The organism is Ferruginibacter sp., assembly GCF_049840995.1.
GTDB lineage: Bacteria > Bacteroidota > Bacteroidia > Chitinophagales > Chitinophagaceae > Ferruginibacter.
This window is the reverse complement of the sequence record NZ_JASGIP010000008.1, coordinates 786,271-805,252: the sequence shown is the minus strand read 5'-3', so window position 1 is coordinate 805,252 and position 18,982 is coordinate 786,271. Positions and strand designations below refer to the sequence as shown.

General features: G+C 43.0%; 12 protein-coding genes. 6 read left to right on the top strand and 6 right to left on the bottom strand.

Translation table 11 applies throughout. The features are described from left to right. The first annotated feature begins 113 nt into the window (after positions 1–113). Complete coding sequence (serA, locus tag QM738_RS24370) at positions 114–1,352, top strand: phosphoglycerate dehydrogenase (protein ID WP_462279382.1); 1,239 nt, start codon at positions 114–116, stop codon at positions 1,350–1,352. A 141-nt stretch (positions 1,353–1,493) separates the two neighbouring features. On the opposite strand, the gene QM738_RS24365 is transcribed toward serA, so the two are convergent. The 3 genes from QM738_RS24365 to QM738_RS24355 all read right to left on the bottom strand — a co-directional run bounded on the left by QM738_RS24365 (position 1,494) and on the right by QM738_RS24355 (position 8,306). Further along, complete coding sequence (locus QM738_RS24365; RefSeq protein ID WP_462279381.1) at positions 1,494–4,511, bottom strand: ATP-binding protein; 3,018 nt, start codon at positions 4,509–4,511, stop codon at positions 1,494–1,496. 108 nt (positions 4,512–4,619) lie between these two features. Then, on the bottom strand, positions 4,620–5,228 hold the full coding sequence (locus QM738_RS24360; protein WP_462279380.1) for a response regulator: 609 nt from the start codon (positions 5,226–5,228) through the stop codon (positions 4,620–4,622). 66 nt (positions 5,229–5,294) lie between these two features. Next, a complete protein-coding gene (locus QM738_RS24355; protein WP_462279379.1) occupies positions 5,295–8,306 on the bottom strand; it encodes a gliding motility-associated C-terminal domain-containing protein in 3,012 nt (1,003 codons plus the stop codon). A gap of 154 nt (positions 8,307–8,460) precedes the next feature. On the opposite strand from QM738_RS24355, the gene QM738_RS24350 reads away from it, so the two are divergent. Next, on the top strand, positions 8,461–11,733 hold the full coding sequence (locus QM738_RS24350; RefSeq protein WP_462279378.1) for a YCF48-related protein: 3,273 nt from the start codon (positions 8,461–8,463) through the stop codon (positions 11,731–11,733). Positions 11,734–11,753: 20 nt separating this feature from the next. Next, complete coding sequence (locus tag QM738_RS24345) at positions 11,754–12,650, top strand: PorP/SprF family type IX secretion system membrane protein (RefSeq protein WP_462279377.1); 897 nt, start codon at positions 11,754–11,756, stop codon at positions 12,648–12,650. A 49-nt stretch (positions 12,651–12,699) separates the two neighbouring features. Here the strand turns inward: QM738_RS24345 and QM738_RS24340 are convergent, their stop codons facing one another. Continuing rightward, complete coding sequence (locus QM738_RS24340) at positions 12,700–13,158, bottom strand: c-type cytochrome (RefSeq protein WP_462279376.1); 459 nt, start codon at positions 13,156–13,158, stop codon at positions 12,700–12,702. A gap of 135 nt (positions 13,159–13,293) precedes the next feature. On the opposite strand from QM738_RS24340, the gene QM738_RS24335 reads away from it, so the two are divergent. Both QM738_RS24335 and QM738_RS24330 read left to right on the top strand, forming a co-directional pair. Further along, complete coding sequence (locus QM738_RS24335; RefSeq protein WP_462279375.1) at positions 13,294–14,577, top strand: NAD(P)/FAD-dependent oxidoreductase; 1,284 nt, start codon at positions 13,294–13,296, stop codon at positions 14,575–14,577. A gap of 7 nt (positions 14,578–14,584) precedes the next feature. Then, positions 14,585–15,298 carry a YqjF family protein gene (locus QM738_RS24330; protein ID WP_462279374.1) on the top strand — a complete coding sequence of 238 codons (714 nt, stop codon included), beginning with the start codon at positions 14,585–14,587 and terminating at the stop codon, positions 15,296–15,298. An 8-nt stretch (positions 15,299–15,306) separates the two neighbouring features. On the opposite strand, the gene QM738_RS24325 is transcribed toward QM738_RS24330, so the two are convergent. Together QM738_RS24325 and QM738_RS24320 are read right to left on the bottom strand one after the other, a co-directional pair. Beyond that, positions 15,307–15,828 (bottom strand): hypothetical protein, encoded by a 522-nt coding sequence (locus QM738_RS24325; protein ID WP_462279373.1) that lies wholly within the window; start codon positions 15,826–15,828, stop codon positions 15,307–15,309. A 129-nt stretch (positions 15,829–15,957) separates the two neighbouring features. Continuing rightward, positions 15,958–17,019, bottom strand: coding sequence for a DUF2279 domain-containing protein (locus QM738_RS24320; RefSeq protein ID WP_462279372.1), 1,062 nt, complete (start codon positions 17,017–17,019; stop codon positions 15,958–15,960). A gap of 207 nt (positions 17,020–17,226) precedes the next feature. On the opposite strand from QM738_RS24320, the gene QM738_RS24315 reads away from it, so the two are divergent. After that, complete coding sequence (locus QM738_RS24315) at positions 17,227–18,951, top strand: phospho-sugar mutase (RefSeq protein ID WP_462279371.1); 1,725 nt, start codon at positions 17,227–17,229, stop codon at positions 18,949–18,951. Positions 18,952–18,982 lie beyond the last annotated feature (31 nt).

Sequence of the window (18,982 nt, the reverse complement as noted above, 5' to 3'; positions counted from 1 at the left end):
GTTGCCGAATAGCAATAAAGCTGCATTTATTGAATAAGGTCGAAAAAACTGGTATCATAAAAATATTAAGACTTAGATTCGAATATATTTGCACAAAATACGGCGTAAAACTCATGGCAGAAAAAAAAATCACCAGTTATCCCAAAGAAAAAATTAACATTCTGTTTTTAGAAAATATAAGTGATGTGGCAGTAAAATTCTTCAACACTGCAGGATATACAACGGTTAAAAAAATAGGCGGCGCTTTATCAGAAGATGAACTGGTAGCCGCGGTAAAAAATGTACACCTTTTAGGTATCAGGAGTAAAACACAGGTAACAAAAAGAGTGCTGGATGCGGCAGAAAAATTACAGGCCATTGGTTGCTTTTGCATTGGCACCAACCAGGTGGATCTTAGCTACGCTACCGAAAAAGGAGTGGCTGTGTTTAATGCACCTTACAGTAATACAAGAAGTGTGGCAGAACTGGTGATCGGCGCCTCCATCATGCTGATAAGAAAGATCGTGGACAAGAACCGGGCGGCGCACGAAGGCATCTGGAATAAAGATGCCAGCGGCAGTTACGAACTGCGTGGTAAAACTTTGGGCATTATCGGTTATGGTAATATCGGCAGCCAGTTGAGCGTACTGGCAGAAGGGCTGGGTATGAAAGTTATTTTTTATGATGTGGAGACCAAGTTGCCATTGGGTAATGCAGAAGACCGCAAAACTTTGAAAGAACTGGTGAGCCAGTCGGATATTGTAACACTGCATGTACCCGAGCTGCCCACCACAAAAAATCTTATCAACAAGAGCAATTTAAAATATTTTAAAAAAGGCAGCATACTCATCAACTATGCAAGGGGAGAAGTGGTGGACCTGGATGCGCTGGCAAAATCTTTGAAAGATGGTCAACTGGGCGGCGCTGCAATTGATGTGTTTCCATGGGAGCCTGAAAAGAACGGCGATAAATTCACCACACCATTGCAGGGATTGAGTAATGTGCTGCTGACACCTCATATTGGCGGCAGCACCCAGGAAGCACAACAGAATATCGGTGATGATGTGAGCAATAAACTGTTCAATTATTTAGAAAAAGGAATTACCTACGGTTCTCATACGGTGCCTGCACTAAGCCTGCCCCCGCAGGAAGGTACACACCGTATATTGCATATTCATAAAAATGTACCGGGTGTGTTGAGCGAGATCAATACGCAATTGAGCAAGCATCATATCAATATACTGGGCCAGTATTTAAAGACCAATGAAAGTATTGGTTACGTGGTACTGGATGTTGATAAAGGACTGAGCAAAAATGCGGTTGAGTTGCTGAAGAAAGTGAAAGCAACTATTAAAGTGAGAGTGCTGTATTAAGGGGAAGAAGGAATGTTCAATGATCAATTTTCAATGATCAATGTTCAAGGCGTAATGCTTCTTATAAGGGCAACTTTACTAAATACCGGGTTTGTTTTTTATTGAGCATTGAAAGTTGTGCGTTGAACATTGAGCATTTTATTATTGCTTAGTAATACTCATCTTTACAAACACCGTTGTGCCTTTTCCTTTTTCACTATTGATCTGCAGGGTGGCGCCCATCATCTTTACAAGGTCTTTGATAATCAGGTACCCGAGACCGTTACCTTTCCTGTTGTCGATATTTGCGGAGGATACAATGAACTGATCGGCCATGATGTTCTGTATCTGTTCTTTCGTCATGCCTGCACCTTTGTCGGATACTGAAACGGTCAATTGCGTATTGTCTTCTATGGCATCGATCACTATACTTCCTTCTTCAGAAAAATTGATGGCGTTGGCCACCAGGTTGTAGAGCAGTATTTTTAAGGGTTCATAATACTGGAAGATGACGGTGCCGGATTGAATATTATTTTCGAGTACCAATCCTTTTGCTTTGGCAAGTGAGTTGAGTACACTGAATACTTCGTTGCAGAGCTGGTGCAGGTTGAATGCTTCTTTTACCAGGTGCCGGTTCTCATTCTGGTACTTGATCCAGTTCAATATATTGGTGCTGAGTAACTGCAGTTCCCTTGTGGTGCTGGTTATTTCAAACAGGGTCTCATTTTGCAGTTCTTCGCTCATCAGGTGTTTTTTCTCCAACATCTTATTACCGGCAACCGTAACAAATTTCAGGGGTGTCACAATATCGTGGCTGATGATGGATATGAGCCTTGTTTTAATGGCGTCATTCTTTTCCAGTATATCGTTCTGTACTTTTAATTCTTTTGTTTTTTCATCTACCTGGCGTTCCAGCCTGGCCTGCCGTATCTTATACAATCTTGTTCTCAACCGCAGGAAGAGGAGCAGCAGCCCCGTAAAAGCCATTAAGCACAACAGGTAGAACCACCATTGGTTGTACCAGGGCGTACTGATAGTAAAACGGATGGTGGCATACGAAAAATTATTCTGACCATACCCGTTCATTTTTCTTATGCGTATGGTGTACTTACCCTGCGACAGGTTGATGAGCCGTATAGTACCATTGCTTTCGGGTGTTACCCAGTTCCAGTTAGTGGTATCATTTACCTGGTATTGCAGGTAAATGTTCTCACTATTGCACCAGGCTGCAAACTGCGGTTTAATGATTATTTCGCCGGTATGTGCATCCAGCATTATTTTAGAAATGGAATCGGCGGGTATTCTTTTATTGTCGGCGTATATCTCATCGATGTAGATATCACCTGTTGGTAACACTTCCTTTATCTCATCGGGCCGTACCCATATCAATCCATCCATTGAGGGAAAGGAAACGGTTTTATCCCGCATGTACAAAGCACAGGGGGTACAACCGCCATTCAGCTCCGTCATCTTCATGCCGTCTTTTTTACCAAAATAATGATAATATAACGGTTTCGGGTGTTCGCTTTCAAAATAATTCACAAGGTCGCTCAGCAGGCATTTGAATATGCCTTTATTGGTACTGATCCAGCAATAGCCTGCACTGTCGGGTGCAAAACAGTTGGTGAACAATAAAGACTTTTGTTTATCAAGGGGCATTGCTTTTACTTTATCGCCCTTGCACATAAAATAACCGGCGCCATTGCTGCCAAATAAAACATAATCTTTGTACAACCACACATTGCCCATGCAAAAACCCGGCCTTGATAAAAGCGTATCTATCTTTTGCAGGTGCATATTGTAGCGCAACAAGCCACCGCAATTCACAATATAAAAAATCCCTTTTTCATTACTTTCTATAAAGTCGTAGGATTCCAGCCCGGGTTTTGTTTGTGTTTTGAATTGAAAAAGATAATCTATGCTGTCTTCTTTCAGTAATCCAATACCAATATGATTTACCATATACAAGCGGTCGCTGTTATTGACCACCAGTTCGCTGTGCGATAATTTATTGTATATCGTTGTTTGCCCGGTAGCAGGATTGTATTGATGCAAAGTGGCAGTGGGTTGATGCGGCTCCTGCTTGCTGTACCAAAGACTGCCATCCGGGGTTTTGGTTACGTTGTATAAAAATTTCCCGGTAATCGGCAGGTCTGCGGGGGCCGTATTTGTTTTGCCGATGATATCGCCCTCGTTGGTCAATACATTGCCATTGCTTAATTCCACTTGCGAAAAATAACTATTGCGGTTTTTAGGATTACCATTTTTCCGTTGCAACGATTGCACTTTATTAAGGCTTGCCACCACCAATCCTGCTGATTCTGTGCCGATGAACAGCAGTTGTTTGGCTTTACTGTACTGCACCGATTTTATATAAGAATCTGTAGGCACCCCAACAAACTGCAGTTCGGCTTTTAAAAGCCCGTCTTCATATTTTAATATCCATACCTTATCATCTTCTATATATACTGTTTCGTGCATACCCGCCTGCCAGAATAATAAGTTGTTATCGCCGGCTGGTTTTAACAGGCTTTCATTAGGTGCGGCAATATTTATCGGGCTGATGCTGTTATCAGAGAAATTTATTTTGAAAATTTTTTCATGTTTATCAATGAAAAAATAATTTTTATCGATCTCGAAAATATAATTCACCTCTTTAAAAGGCAGCAGAACAGGCGCTGTTAAACTTTTGGAATGGTAATACAGGTTGTTCTTGTATAAAACAACTGTGGAGGTATCGCTCAGGCAAAATAGTTTGTCGATACCTACCGTAAAAGTGTTGTTATTTTTCTTTTGAAAAAAAGTATCAGCATCGGCGGCAAAATAAGGGAACGATGTACTGAGATTGCCTGCAGTTGTACTTCGCCAGGGCAGGGGAGCATTTTTTTGTACCACGTACATATTACCCAACTGGTCAGCTATATGTATATTACCACCATGATCGTGCAAAGTAAAGAGCATGCGGTTCATGGCCATCTGCGGTATAATGTCTTTGTCAAATACTTTAAAATCTATACCATTGAAACGCACAATGCCCACACCCGTGGCCATCCACAAAAAACCGGTTCCTTCATCCCATTGTAAGCCGCTGATAACATTGGAGGGCAAGCCGTTCTCAGTTGTAAACTGCTGTATATAGCAATTAGGTTCATTCTGTGCAACCGCTGATCTAAACGCCAAGGCCAATAAAAAAAGGAGTAAAGTTTTGTGCATGGTCAACTGCAAATTACACTGATTTGATGGGTAAGTTACACCAATTTATTATTGCAGTGCAGTAATGTGGGCTGCTTAATAATTTACATTGTACAGCGTAGCCATTTCCATCAACTCTTTTACATTACCGGCATTGGTCTTTTCAAAGATGCGGTTCTTGATAGTGGAGATGGTATTCATCTTTAAATTGAGTGTATCAGCAATTGATTTGGTGCCAATACCTTTTAACACGTAATGCAACACTTCCAGCTCACGCGGCGCCAGCGAAGAGAAAGGATTGTTGGTATGTGGCACGGGGCTGGACGATACCAGTGTTTCATTGAAAAGAAATTTCTGCATCACTTCGTTCATGTATTCCTCACCTGCAGATTTAGACAGGTAATGCATGATGCCGTACTGTTTTAAAGCCTCGCCATATACTTCGGCAGGCTGCATGGAAAAGATAAGGATATTTAAAGCGGGATATACTCTGCGGATATTCGGAATCACTTCCAGTGTGCTGCCGTCGGATAAAATGATATCCAGTACCAGGTGGGTGTATTTATTCTTCACCAGTTCCTTCATCAGCTCATTACATGAAGCTACTTCGTGGATATCGTTAAAGCCAAGTGTAAGCTGGATATGCAGTTTCAATCCTTTCCTGATCATGTTATGATCGTCTGCTAATAATATTTTCGGCTGCATGATTTCGTCTTCCTTTTATAATGCTAATTTCTGAATTTTATTTGTAGGGTCTTTATTTTTTATTCCTTAGCGTATAAGGATAAAACTGCCTTTCAGTTGTTTTGGCTGAGGATCAGTACTTTCTTTATACGTAAGAAAATATACAAATCCTCCGCCGGGTGATGGCTGGCCGTTCAGTCTTCCATCCCAGCCTTTATTTTTATCGGCTGTTTCAAAAACCACCTGTCCATAGCGGTTGAATATCTTCAGGTTGAATGTTGTTACCAGGTCGGTGCCAAAGACTTTGAACTCATCATTCCTTGCATCACCATTGGGTGTAAATGCGTTGGGAATATAAATACTGCATATCCCTTTCGTGATCTGTATGGCATCCGTGGTGCTTCCACAGGTATTGGTGGCAGTTAAACTATAGGTACCTGTTTGTGTGATGTTGTAGGTTGCAGCACGTGTTCCATCCTGCCACAGCAGTTGCCAGGAAGGATCGAGCACGGGCGCTAATGTGATGGTATTGGTCGGGCAGATCAATTGATCAGGTCCCAAAGTAAATACCGGTTTTAAATTGTAATTGATCTTTACAGTATCAGATCTTTTGCATCCATTCAGATCCAGTTTTACTGTATAGATACCCTGCTGTTTCACAGTGTAAATTGGATTGGCATTTCCATCCTGCCATTGATAAGTGGCGCCGGGATATGTTGCATTCAATGTTATAATAGTTCCTTCGCACACAGTTTGATCGGCGCCTAAATTTACGAGGGGAGAAGGCTTGACAGCTGTGATAATAAGGCTGTCTCGGAACGAACAAGTGCCACGGCTTACTTCGCACCAGTACAAACCTGCCTGGTAAGCTTTGATAGTTGCTGTGGCCGCACCGTTGCTCCATAAATAATTAGTTGCTCCATTTACAGCTGCGTTCAGCACTATTGTGTCGGCTGCGCAAATTGCAGTGTCGATCCCCAGATTAAAAACGGGCGCTGATGTGAATGCCACATTAATGCTGTCCCTTTTTTTACAGCCGCTGGTAGTATTGGTAACTTCTACCCAATATAAACCATTCAGGGTGGGATTGTAAACAGGGGTTGCCGCACCGTCCTGCCATTGGTATACCGCATTTGGATTGGTGGCATCCAGCGTTACAGGAACACCCTGGCACACCGTGATATCATTGCCAAGGTTTACAACCGGCGCCGGTTTTAAAGCGGTGATAGCAACGGTGTCACGGAAAGTGCAACCATCTTTTTTTACATCGCACCAATACATGCCTTGCAAAAATGCTTTGATGCTGGGGGTTACAGCACCGGTATTCCATGTATAACTGGTAGCACCAGTTACTGTTGCATTAAAAGTTAATGTGTCTCCGGAACAGATCGCAAGATCTGCCCCCAGGTTATAAACAGGCATCGGTTTAAAATCTACATTGATGCTGTCCCTTTTCAGGCAGCCGGCACTGTTAGTTGCTTCTACCCAATATAAACCGGGTGCGGTGGCTGTGAATGTAGGATTGGTGGAGCCGTCCTGCCACAGGAAATGATTGGTACTTCCGACACCCGCAGCGTTCAACAGCAGGCTGGTACTGCCACACACCAATGTATCGTTACCCAGGTTGATATTGATGGCATCTGTACTCACGGTCTTTTTTATCGTGTCTGTTCCGCAATTGGTGAATTTGATGAGCTGAACCATATAATTGCCCGGCGCAGAAAAAACATGCGTGGTATTGTTTTGCGTGGAAGTATTGTTTGCGCCTGATGCAGGATCCCCGAAATCCCATTTTACAGATACGACGTTAGACGCAGGTAAATAATTGAAAGTGCCGGTCAATGTCTGGCAACTAACGGTGTGGGTGAAACTATCCAAAGGATAAAAATAACTCTGGGTAAAAGTGGGTAAGCCAAACCTGGAACGTTGCGAAGCACCGGTCCATTGAATGGCATTGGATATAAAGTTGCAACCTGTTCCATATACGTTGGGATCATTAACCGCCGCCAGGTATTTCAATCCATTTAAAGCCATATACATTTTTCCATCCGGCGCAATCTGCAAAGCGCCATACTTTTCCCCCGGGTCAAATAGTGTTGAAATGATCTGCCTCGATGCTATCACAGCAGCAGGCGATCCCAGCGTAAGATCATTTTGCTGCAGTTCGGACCTGCTGAATGCATTGGTTGGATTATACCTTACCGTTGAGTATAGCAATTTACTGTCAGGAGAAAATTCCACACCATACGAGAGACAATATGGTTCGGTTGGTGGATGCAGGCTGATGGTATTGGAAACAATACCCGTTGCATTATCAAAATCACTTACGTCCACGTTCACATTCCAGTGCGCTGCTGCAATTTTTTTTCCGTCAGGGGATGCTTTAAGGCAACCGAGGAATGAAGAGTCGATCCGCGGCGTTGTTACACGGGGCAGGCCCGGCAGCACGGAACCTGTATGACTGATAACAGGAGTGGCATTGACGCCGGCTGCAGTTACAAGGAATGCATAGTAACCGTTGGATGCAGTATCGTGGCCCAGTACCCATACATCTTTGTTATTGCAATGCCTTACAGCGGTGATCTTTTCCACGCTGTTACCGGTAAGCGGCACATTCTTCAACTCCACGTCACCGTTACCGTTATCCAACGTCATATTCACTACTGAATAATTGATGCCTTTGGTAGGAGTGAATGTTGCGGGACTAAAAACAAACTGCACTGCGTCTACGGTAAATACATAATACCGGTCCGGGTCGCCTACTTTCGGTACAATCACGGCGGACTGTGTTGCAGAGATATTACCGAATAAACCCGTGCCGTTCGGCATCAGCTGATGGAGCCTGTTGCGGATCGTTCTGCCATCTGTATAAAAAAGCAGGTTGCCATTGGCATCGCTTATGGTGGCCACACCTTCGTCGGTGGAGATTTGCCCGTCATTCAAAGGCACTGCTGTTCCGCTGTTAAAATCAATGCCGATATATTCTCCCATGTACCACACGTTCGCTTCCTTCTGCATATTCTGCGCCTGCAGCTCTTTTTGTGCAAACAGTACCAGGAGGAAAAGGCTTATGATATAACGCAGCATAGAACCAGGCATGAAATGGTGTGTATTAATTGTACCTCAAAAGAACTTCAAATTAAATTCTGCGCCAGTAGAGTTAATTCTACAACCACCTGCAAAAGGAGTGAATAACATTGCACTTCGATTTTATTTCAGCCCTCATTCACCAAAACATAAAATGCTTTTAAAAATGGTAAAACAGTTTTTCAAAACAAAATTCGGTTTCCTGGCAGTTGTCTTTTTTTTGATGACAACCCTGGGTACAAAGGCGCAATTAAATCCTGTGATGGGAACCAGTCCCTGGAAATACGTGGTTCCTTTTCAGCATGGTTTTAACCTGAATGATATGTCATTCATTGACAGCAAAACCGGCCTGGCTGTTGGTAATAATGGTGCTATCGCAAAAACAACTGATAGCGGCCGTAACTGGCAGTACATTCCTTTTAAATTCATTAATGCATCCAATACAGTTGCATTGGCAACTTTGAATGATGTGCAGTTTGTAACACCTTCTATAGCGTATGCAGTAGGTGGAAGCGGGCTGATGATAAAAAGTACAGATGGCGGCGATACCTGGAGCCAGGTTACCACACCGCTTACCGCATTGAGCAAAAATATCAACGGCCTGCATTTCTTAAATAAAGACACCGGTTATATTGGAGGGGCTGCCATCAGCACCACCAATACCACCAGCATCAATGATGCACCAAAAGTATATTTTACAAAGAATGGTGGTGCTACATGGGATTCTTTGGTTACCCCTTTCCGGCCTCAGCAAAACGCGGTTACATTGAACGGGTTCAATTCCGGCGAGATACAGCGTATTGTTTTTTTGAATGATTCAGTGGGCTATATCAGTGGCTCTTGCGGACAGGCAAGCCCCAACTACAGTTCTATAGTATGGAAATTTGAAAAAGGTATTTTAAAAGATTATAGTTTACACCGTACCAAATTTGGTGTTTCAATAACCAGCGGTGCAGGAAGTAACCCTACCCAGTGTACGCAAACATACAAAGGATTGGTGGCAGTGAATGATTCCACTGTCATTATATCCAGTAACAGTAATGGTATTGCTGTAAGAGTAAGGACCGGTAAGAACGACAGCACAGCCAATGCGGTACCTGCTATCTATGGCGCTTATGAAAAAGGTAAATACGAGCTCATTCTGCAATTAAATAGCAATCCTACAATCCCTGCAGGCTCTACATTAAGTTCGGGGCCAATGTGGCATATCAAAAAAGCGCCGAACGGAACACTCGTAATGTCGGACGGAAATAAAATTGCATTTTCAACTGATGCAGGAACTACCTGGACGAGTACACAAATTTTACCTGTTACATCCAATATCGCACACTGGGCATTTACAGCGATAGATGTTTTACCAAACGGAAGAATAGTGACTGCTGGTTATAATGGTATGACCTATGATTCTATTGCAGGGTCACCATGGCGCACTGTGTATAATAATATCAGGCCATTATTCTATAGCTATAGTGATATGGACTGGGCAGATTATTGCAATGGTATTGCAGTGGGCGCCAACGGAACCATTTCCAAAACAAGTGATGGTGGTAAAACATGGGTGGATGCTTCCAATGCAACATTTGACGCAAACCAGATCAGCTTGACCAATGTGTTCTATCCTGCAGTCAACAATATGTTCTTTAGTACAAATACCTATGGTTTTATTGGTATACACAAATCTACCGACCAGGGCCAGAGCTATACACCCATATTTATCGATGCCAATCCAAATACTGGTGGTATCACCAATTTTACTATGCAGGGAACGAGGGCGTGGGCTGTTGGTTACAGGTTCAGCCCCGAAGTACAAAGGACTGTGATCTTCCGCAGCCTGAATGTGAATGCAGCTACACCTGTTTGGGATACTGTAAAAACTTTCCCCTTAGGAACATTTGCACCGCAATTAAAAACCATCAGGTTTGCCAACCAGGATACGGGTTATACCAGTGGCAGCAGGGGTAAAGTATACCGCACTGTTGATGGTGGTAACACCTGGACAGACGTGAGCCCGGATACCACTGCAACGGGTAATGCTACGGCAACATATAATTCCATCAGCATCATCAATGGTAAAACTTTGTACGTAGGTGGTACCAGCAGAAAATTATTCCGCTCAACCGATGCAGGCGCTACCTGGACCGATTTTACACTGGTGCAAACCACCAACCCCATTACCATTTCTTCTTTAGCATCCATCAGCGTGATTATTATGAATGATGTGAATAATGGTTATATCAGTTCAGGCTCTTATTTATTAACCACTACAGATGGCTGGGCAACATGGAAATATGATATGTCGCCTCAATCTGCTGCTAATATGTCCATTTATCCAAAAACGGCCGCACCTATACAAAATAAAAAATTGTACCTGATGCCATTGATCGCCGGTTTTGGTGGCCCGATCAGTACACAATCTGCTGCATTGATAGAATATGGCAATACAGCTTTCACTACTGTTAATAGCAGCGAAACAATTGTGAATGCAAGCTGTACCAATCCTAACGGAGGCAGTATCACCATAAATACTGCCGGTGGTATCGCACCTTATACTTATACCATCAATGGTAGTGCTGTACAGTCTTCCAATGTTTTTTCAGGATTGACACAAGGCGTGAAAACAATTGTAATAAGAGATGCTGCCTGCCAGGTAGTTACAAAAAACATCACCGTAGGCTTTACAGATAATTTAACGCTGAGCACAACACCGGCAATTGATACTGCGGTATGTGCCAATGCTCCTGTACCACTGGTTGCTGTTGCAACCACCGGTGCTACCTATGCATGGACACCGGCTACCGGTTTAAGCAATGCTGCTATCAGTAATCCTATTGCAACAACTGCCAGCAATACTGCTTATACAGTAACTGCCAGCCTGAACGGTTGTGTAAAAACAAAAACAATCCCTGTTTCAGTAAAAGCAAGCCCGGCGGTGAACGCAGGTCCAGATAAGACCATTGTAAATGGCGATGTGGTACAACTGCAGGGAACCGGCAGCACCAATACACAAAGTATATTGTGGACACCGGCTGCTTCTATCACCAGCGGCGGCAATACTTACAGTGCTGTTGCAAAACCAACTGTAACTACTACGTATACACTAACGGTAAAAGATAATAACAATTGTGTATCTACGGATGATGCGGTGATAACGGTGATCCCTTACTGTGTAAAGATCATGGACGCCTTTACTCCCAATGGTGATGGTATCAATGATAAATGGATCGTGACCAGCGGCGGTGCCTGCACCAACCAGGTGACGGTAAAAGTATTCAACCGTTACGGTGATCTGGTATATACTAATGAGAATTACCAGAACGACTGGAATGGTACTTACAAAGGCAAGCCGGTGGCAGATGGTACTTATTACTATGCCATTGTATTCCGCCTGATAAACGGTAACGTGGTAACATTAAAAGGCGACGTAACAATTTTAAGATAACTGATCCAAATAAAAATATTATGAAGTATACAGTATTAACAGCATTGTTTACCGCAGCCATTGCAGTTACCAATGCACAGCAATTGCAGACATCTTCCATGTACGACATGCAGGGTATTTTACACAACCCTTCTATGGCGGGCACACAGGAAAACAATATGATCGGCGTTACTTACCGCAGCCAGTGGGCGGCTATCAGCGGCAGTCCCAGGACAACCACGGTGTTCGGTAGTTTTGATCTGCCCAAACAGGCCATTGGTGTAGGCGGTTATATTTACAATGATAAAACAGGCCCAACATCAAGAACAGGATTGAACCTGTCGCTTGCAAAGCATATCGTGATGGGAGATAAGGGTGTATTCTCTTTAGGTCTTGAAACAAGATTACAGCAATATGCCATCGATAAAGGCAAACTGTCTGCAACACTGGGTTCCGATCCTGTATTAGGCAGCAGTGATAATAAATTTAAATACGATGCAGGATTCGGGATATCTTATACCGGTAAAAAATTGCAGATCGGTGCATCGGTATCGCAACTGGTGCAATCCAAACTGAATTTTTACAGCGGCAATTATACCCGTGATGAAGAAGCGATGTTGTACAGGCATTATTATGCACATGCGGCCTATGCCTGGGATGTGGATGGTGTAACGACCATTACGCCTAACAGCTTGTTCATTTACCTGCCTAATGCGCCGCTCAACTACCAGGTGGGTGTAAGAGTGGAACACAATAAATTATTGTGGTGGGGTATAGGCTACAGGGCCCGCCAGAGCTTTATGTTGTCAGCAGGTTTGCACATCGGTAAAAAGCTCACTGTTGGTTATGCCTATGATGATTATACCAGCCCTATCAGCAACTTTGATAATGGCGCCAGCGCACACGAAGTATTACTGCGCTTTAATTTACCTAAATAGTAGTTTGGTTTTGTTTTGATATTAACGGTAGCCGAAAGGCTGCCGTTTTTTATTTTTGAACGGGCACCAAATAACTGTCACAATAATCCAGGATCGCATTTAATTCTTTTTTAGACAGTTTAAATACCAGGTGCCGTGACTTATATTTTTTTAATAAGGCCTTTGCATAAGGGTCATTTTCTTGCATATAGTAGGCATTATTGATAAACCTGTATGCCCAGTCTTTATCAGGCTCTCTTTGCCTGCAACCGGCCAGCATAGGTCCTACAAAATCTTTTTTGGGAAAATGGCAACTGGCACAATTCATCTTATACATTTTTTCACCTGAAAGTGTTTTTTGGGCAGTGTCCTTGGTATACAAAATTGTTGAATTTTTCCGGCTAACGGGAGCAGCAGGGAAGTAGGCCGTATTTATGCCCGGTACAAATGCAGTATTTGAGTTAACGCCTGTATAACAACCGGTTAGAAAAGTAAATGATAATAAGGAAACTGTAATGATCGGTTTCATTGGTGTGATTTACAATACGGAACGCTTTTGTTATTTAAATATACTGGTATAAAATAGGGCTGTAAAATAATTTATTTCCTAAATTTTCAAAAATTATTGAAAACTCCGTATCTTTGTAGGGTAAAATACAAAAACATGAGACTCATAATAATCGGGGGAGGATTTGGTGGTTTAAGGCTGGCCCGTAACCTCAGTAATAAACCAGGATTTGATATCACGCTGATAGACAGGTTCAATTTTCACCAGTTTCAGCCATTGTTTTACCAGGTGGCTACCGCGGGGCTGGATGCCAGTAATATTTCTTTCCCGCTGCGCAAGGTTTTTCACAAAAGCAAAAATGTACGGTTTAAAATAGCTGTGGTACAAAAGATATTGAGTGAGCAAAAGAAGATCATCACTAATATTGGCGAATTTGAATACGATGCCCTGGTGATCGCCACCGGTGCAGATACCAATTTTTTTGGCAATCAAAACCTGGTGGACCATGCACTGCCCATGAAAAGTACGGTAGAAGCATTACAGCTACGTTATAAACTATTACAGAATTTTGAAAAGGCGGCGGGAACAAAAGATGAACAGCAATTGCAGCAGTTGATGAATATTGTGATCGTTGGCGGCGGACCCACAGGCGTGGAGCTGAGCGGCGCCATTGCCGATATGAAGAAATATGTATTGCCCAAAGATTATCCCGAACTGGATTTTGGCAAAATGAAAATATACCTGCTGGAAGGCAGCCCCAAAACGCTTGCGGCCATGAGTGAAAAAAGCAGTGCCGATTCCCGTAAATATTTAGAGCATTTAGGCGTAACCGTTTTAACCGGTGCTTTGCTGAAAGATTATGATGGCGAAAAGATCAGCCTGCAGAACGGCGAGACCATTCCTGCCAAAGTGGTGATATGGGCTGCGGGTATCAAAGGCAATGTGCCGGAGGGCATCAATAAAGAGCTGATCGCAAGAGGCAACCGTATCAAGATCGACCGGCATTGCAGGGTAGTAGGTATGGAAGATATTTATGCCATTGGTGATGTGGCTTATATGGAAGAACCTGCCTGGCCCAACGGTCACCCGCAGGTGGCGCCGGTAGCCATGCAGATGGCAGATACCATTGCAAAGAATTTACGCAGTATAGAAATGAAAAGCAGTAATAAAGCGCTGGAAGAATTTGTGTACAACGACAAAGGCAGCATGGCCACCGTAGGCAGGAACCTGGCTGTAGTGGATATGCCCAAACCCAAATTGCACTTCCGTGGTTTTTTTGCCTGGATGATATGGATGGGATTGCACCTGATGCTGATACTGGGCGTAAAGAACCGTTTCTTTGTATTCTGTAACTGGCTGTACAATTATTTTACCTACGATCAGAACCTGCGCCTGATATTTGCACGGCCCGGGGAAGAGGACAATACAAAAAAACAATAACTGTATAATGGGCGCCACTTTTTTAACTGCGGAATGGAACAATCTTATCATGGCCAATTACGTGGTGGATCCTGTTGTTTTAAAACCTTACCTGCCCTGTAAGACAGAGCTGGATGTATATAACGGTAACGTGTATGTCAGTTTAGTGGGTTTTATGTTCCGCAATACAAAATTACTCGGTTTTAAAATTCCCTTCCATGTGAATTTTGAGGAAGTGAACCTGCGCTTTTATGTCCGCTATAATGATAACGGTAACTGGAAAAGGGGCACTGTTTTTATAAAAGAGATCGTGCCAAAGCCTGCCATCAGCTTTGTGGCCAACACCGTTTACCGCGAAAAATATATCACCCGCAGCATGACGCATTTTTATACGGAAAAAGAAAATGATATTTCGCTCGGTTATCATTGGAAACATGCAGGTAAATGGAACAAACTGGAAGCGTTGGTAGCCAATACGCCCAGGCCCATGCAGCCCGGCAGCGAAGCGGCATTCATTGCTGAACATTACTGGGGCTATTCCAGGTACAACGATACCACTACTTTTGAATACGAAGTGCAGCATCCTTCCTGGAATATATTTGAAACAAAAGAGTACAAAATTGATTGCGATTTTGGCGCATTGTATGGGCAGGAGTTTGCAGGATTACAAAAAGCTCAACCGCAATCCGTTTTTGTTGCCGAAGGTTCTGCCATAGCCGTATTAAAAAAGAGAAAATTATAACTGCAGCTCTATTTACCTGCGCTGATCCTTTTCAAAAATACTTTAGCCCTGCTGTAAAAAGCAGCAGTCTGATGCGGTAATTGTTCTTCTATCAATAATTTTATTTCCGGTATGATCTCGGGGTATTGTTGTGCAAGGTTGGTCAATACCGTTAATGAAAATGCTTTTACTGCAACGGGTTCAGTGGGACTTTCGAGATATTTAAAACAAATGTCCATTACCGGTCCCTGGTATTTTTTGGGTATGGCAATATCCTGTAACAAACGGATGCTGTTGCGCTTTACTGCATTGTGCAGCCCGGGTTTTTGTAAATTCTTTATTAAGTTGTTCCAGTGTTTTTTAATCAATTCCGGTTGTGCTATCACACAATAACTTACCGGCCATGCAGCCCTTTGCACCACCCGGTATTCATCCTTCAAAAAAAGTAGAAACAATTCGTCAAAGCGCTGCTGCGATGCGCCTACCCAATTGACTATCCTGGTGCATTGAGCTTTGGAGTGTTCTTTTAAAATTTCTTGTCTTAGATCCATGATTACACGAATTAAAACGAATTACACGAATTGGGGAAATTAATTAATAACACGAATTATTACGAATTGCACGAATTGATCAGCGTTATCAGCGCAATCTGTCCAAAGGACTCCCTTGGAGCGGGCAATCTAAAATGTGATCGCGTTGAGTTTGAACCTGCCATTGGAATATTCCAGCGATGGCATGGGAAACTTTACTATGTTCAGAATATTGAGCGCTACTTTAATTCCTTTTTTGCTGGTTTTTATTTTACTGAGATCAATATCCGGCGCCAGGTACCATTGGCGGTAACGCTTGATATCGGTACGGTTGAAAATGATATTGCCATTGGCATCTTTACCAATATTATCATTGGCGCCAAACATGCCTTCTGCACCCGTGCCTACAGCTACCATCAGCCAGGCAGGTAATTTACTGGCGGGAAAAAATGATTTGAGATTAGCACTCAGCCAATAGGTTTGCCCGTTATAATCTTTTAAAAAACGTTCTGCCGTACTATTGCCGAATATCTTATCACTCCGCTGGTTCAAACTGGGGTCGCTGTAAGATTTGCGGTGAAAAGAGAACTTGAATTGTATGCGTTGTTCATTCCAGGCCAGTTCCTGCGATACCAGCATACCGCTGCCCACGATGTTGGCGCAGAAATCGCCCCAGCTCCATCCCCATTCGCTGCTGAAGCCATCCAGCGTTTCTATCACTGTTTGATAAAAAGCGCCGCTCATACCACCCAGCCAGATCCTTTTTTTGCGGTCCACACCCGTCCAGCGCCACAATTCCATGCTGGCCTTGCTTTCGGCATAAGCGCTGTAAGCATGCCCGATCTTATCAATGCCTTTCCATTCACCAATATCATTAAAAGCATGAAAATTGGTTTGCGGGTAGTTCTTGTACCAGGCGGAATACAATGCAACCATAGCGCCGCTGTAACCGACAATATTGGTGGCAGCAATTATTTTTACCCGGTTGTTGACCTGTTTTTTAGTAAGCGAAAAATGATAGGGATCGGTAATGCGTTCCTTCATTTCTTTTGCATTGGGTGGCTCGGGGCAATAGACCATATTGCTGTCGGGCGAAAGCTTTTTATTGACTGCAGTATCCTGTGCATGCGACTGCATAAAATATACCGATAAACAGCCAGTGAGCAAAACTGTTTTTATAGTGTGTAAATTCCTGTTGATTGTATTGACCATGTGGTATAATAAAACAAAAATAACCTTATCTCTTGTTAATTACTTACGAAATACTGTTACGGGGAGATGCAGCTGCCGGGAAAAATCTGTCATAAGCAGTCGTAGCGGCTGGGTATACGGACCCTTTAAAATTCGTGAAACAAATTTACAAAAATTGTCCTAATAAAGCGGTAAACATTTACTTTTGGATTATATAAAAAATACAACATGGAAGCATCTACCCTTAAAAGGATCAACGATTGGTTGAATGGAAATTATGAACCATCCGTTAAAGACGAAATAAAGAAATTACAAAATGATAACCCTGCCGAACTGGAAGACGCTTTTTACCGCAACCTGGAATTTGGAACGGGCGGTTTAAGGGGCATTATGGGCATTGGTACCAACCGCATGAATAAATACACAGTGGGTATGGCCACCCAGGGTTTTGCCAATTACCTTAAAAAATCTTTTACCGAACAGGTGAGTGTTGCTATTGCACACGATTGCCGCAATAACAGCCGCTTTTTTGCCGAAACCACCGCGAATATTTTCGCTGCCAACGGCATCAAGGTTTTTTTATTTGAAGCATTGCGCCCTACACCTGAATTGAGTTTTGCTATCCGCACACTGGGTTGCAAGGCCGGTGTGGTATGTACCGCATCGCACAATCCTAAAGAATATAATGGCTATAAAGCTTACTGGGATGATGGCGCACAACTGGTGCCGCCACACGATAAGAATGTAATTACCGAAGTGGAAAAAATTGCCGGTGTGGATGATGTGAAATGGAGTGGGGGAGAAAGCAATATCTCCATCATTGGTAAGGACATGGACAATACTTACATGGATATGGTGAAAACATTATCGGTGTACCCGGATGTTTGTGCAGCGCAGCATGATCTTAAAATTGTTTACACACCCATACATGGTACAGGCATTACACTGGTGCCGGAAACATTGAAACGCTTTGGTTTTACCAACGTGAATATTGTGGAAGAACAAAGCACGCCGGATGGCAATTTTCCAACGGTGGTATATCCTAATCCTGAAGAAAGAGAAGCGATGAGCATTGGTTTAAAAAAGGCCAAAGAGCTGGATGCTGATATATTACTGGGTACGGACCCGGACAGTGACCGTGTTGCCATTGGTATCAAGAACAAACATGGCGAATGGGTTTTAATGAACGGTAACCAAACGGCCGTACTTGCTTTTAACTATATGATAGAAGCAAGAAAAGTAAAAGGCATTGCGCAGCCCAACGATATGGTGATAAAGACCATTGTTACTACAGATATGATCGACACCATTGCCAAAGCCAATAATATAGCCTGCTACAATGTATTGACCGGTTTTAAATGGATCGCATCCATGATCAAGGAAAAAGAAGGCAAAGAAAATTATGTGATCGGTGGTGAAGAAAGTTTTGGTTTGATGATCGGTGATAAAGTGAGGGATAAAGATGCCATCAGTGCTGTGGCATTACTGTGCGAAATGGCCGCTTATGAAAAGAACAAAGGACGCACTTTGTTTGATAAGATGATAGACATGTACCTGCAATATGGTTTGTATAAAGAAGACCTGGTGAGCATTACCAAAAAAGGTATGAACGGAGCTGCAGAAATTGCGGATATGATGAAAGGCTACCGTGATAATCCACCCACAAATTTAGATGGTGTGGCCGTAACAGAATTACTGGATTATGATATGCAGGTAGGCAAGAATTTAAGCACCGGCAAAAGCTGGAAGATCGACCTGCCCAAAAGCAATGTATTGCAGTTTGTGCTGGCAGACGGCAGCAAGATATCTGCAAGGCCCAGCGGTACGGAGCCTAAGATCAAATTTTACTTCAGTGTAAAAGGCGAATTGAAAAATGCGGCTGATTTTGATGCAGCACAAAAAGCGCTGGATGATAAGATCGCAAGAATTGTAACGGAAATGAAATTGAAATAATCTTTATGATCAGCAGGCGGGTTTATCCCGC

Bases quoted from the DNA above. Each gene is read 5' to 3' on its own strand.
- QM738_RS24335 (WP_462279375.1), top strand. From the start codon at position 13,294: ATGAGACTCATAATAATCGGGGGAGGATTTGGTGGTTTAAGGCTGGCC.
- QM738_RS24330 (WP_462279374.1), top strand. From the start codon at position 14,585: ATGGGCGCCACTTTTTTAACTGCGGAATGGAACAATCTTATCATGGCC.
- QM738_RS24350 (WP_462279378.1), top strand. From the start codon at position 8,461: ATGGTAAAACAGTTTTTCAAAACAAAATTCGGTTTCCTGGCAGTTGTC.
- serA (WP_462279382.1), top strand. From the start codon at position 114: ATGGCAGAAAAAAAAATCACCAGTTATCCCAAAGAAAAAATTAACATT.
- QM738_RS24345 (WP_462279377.1), top strand. From the start codon at position 11,754: ATGAAGTATACAGTATTAACAGCATTGTTTACCGCAGCCATTGCAGTT.
- QM738_RS24355 (WP_462279379.1), bottom strand. From the start codon at position 8,306: ATGCCTGGTTCTATGCTGCGTTATATCATAAGCCTTTTCCTCCTGGTA.
- QM738_RS24315 (WP_462279371.1), top strand. From the start codon at position 17,227: ATGGAAGCATCTACCCTTAAAAGGATCAACGATTGGTTGAATGGAAAT.
- QM738_RS24340 (WP_462279376.1), bottom strand. From the start codon at position 13,158: ATGAAACCGATCATTACAGTTTCCTTATTATCATTTACTTTTCTAACC.
- QM738_RS24325 (WP_462279373.1), bottom strand. From the start codon at position 15,828: ATGGATCTAAGACAAGAAATTTTAAAAGAACACTCCAAAGCTCAATGC.
- QM738_RS24360 (WP_462279380.1), bottom strand. From the start codon at position 5,228: ATGCAGCCGAAAATATTATTAGCAGACGATCATAACATGATCAGGAAA.
- QM738_RS24320 (WP_462279372.1), bottom strand. From the start codon at position 17,019: ATGGTCAATACAATCAACAGGAATTTACACACTATAAAAACAGTTTTG.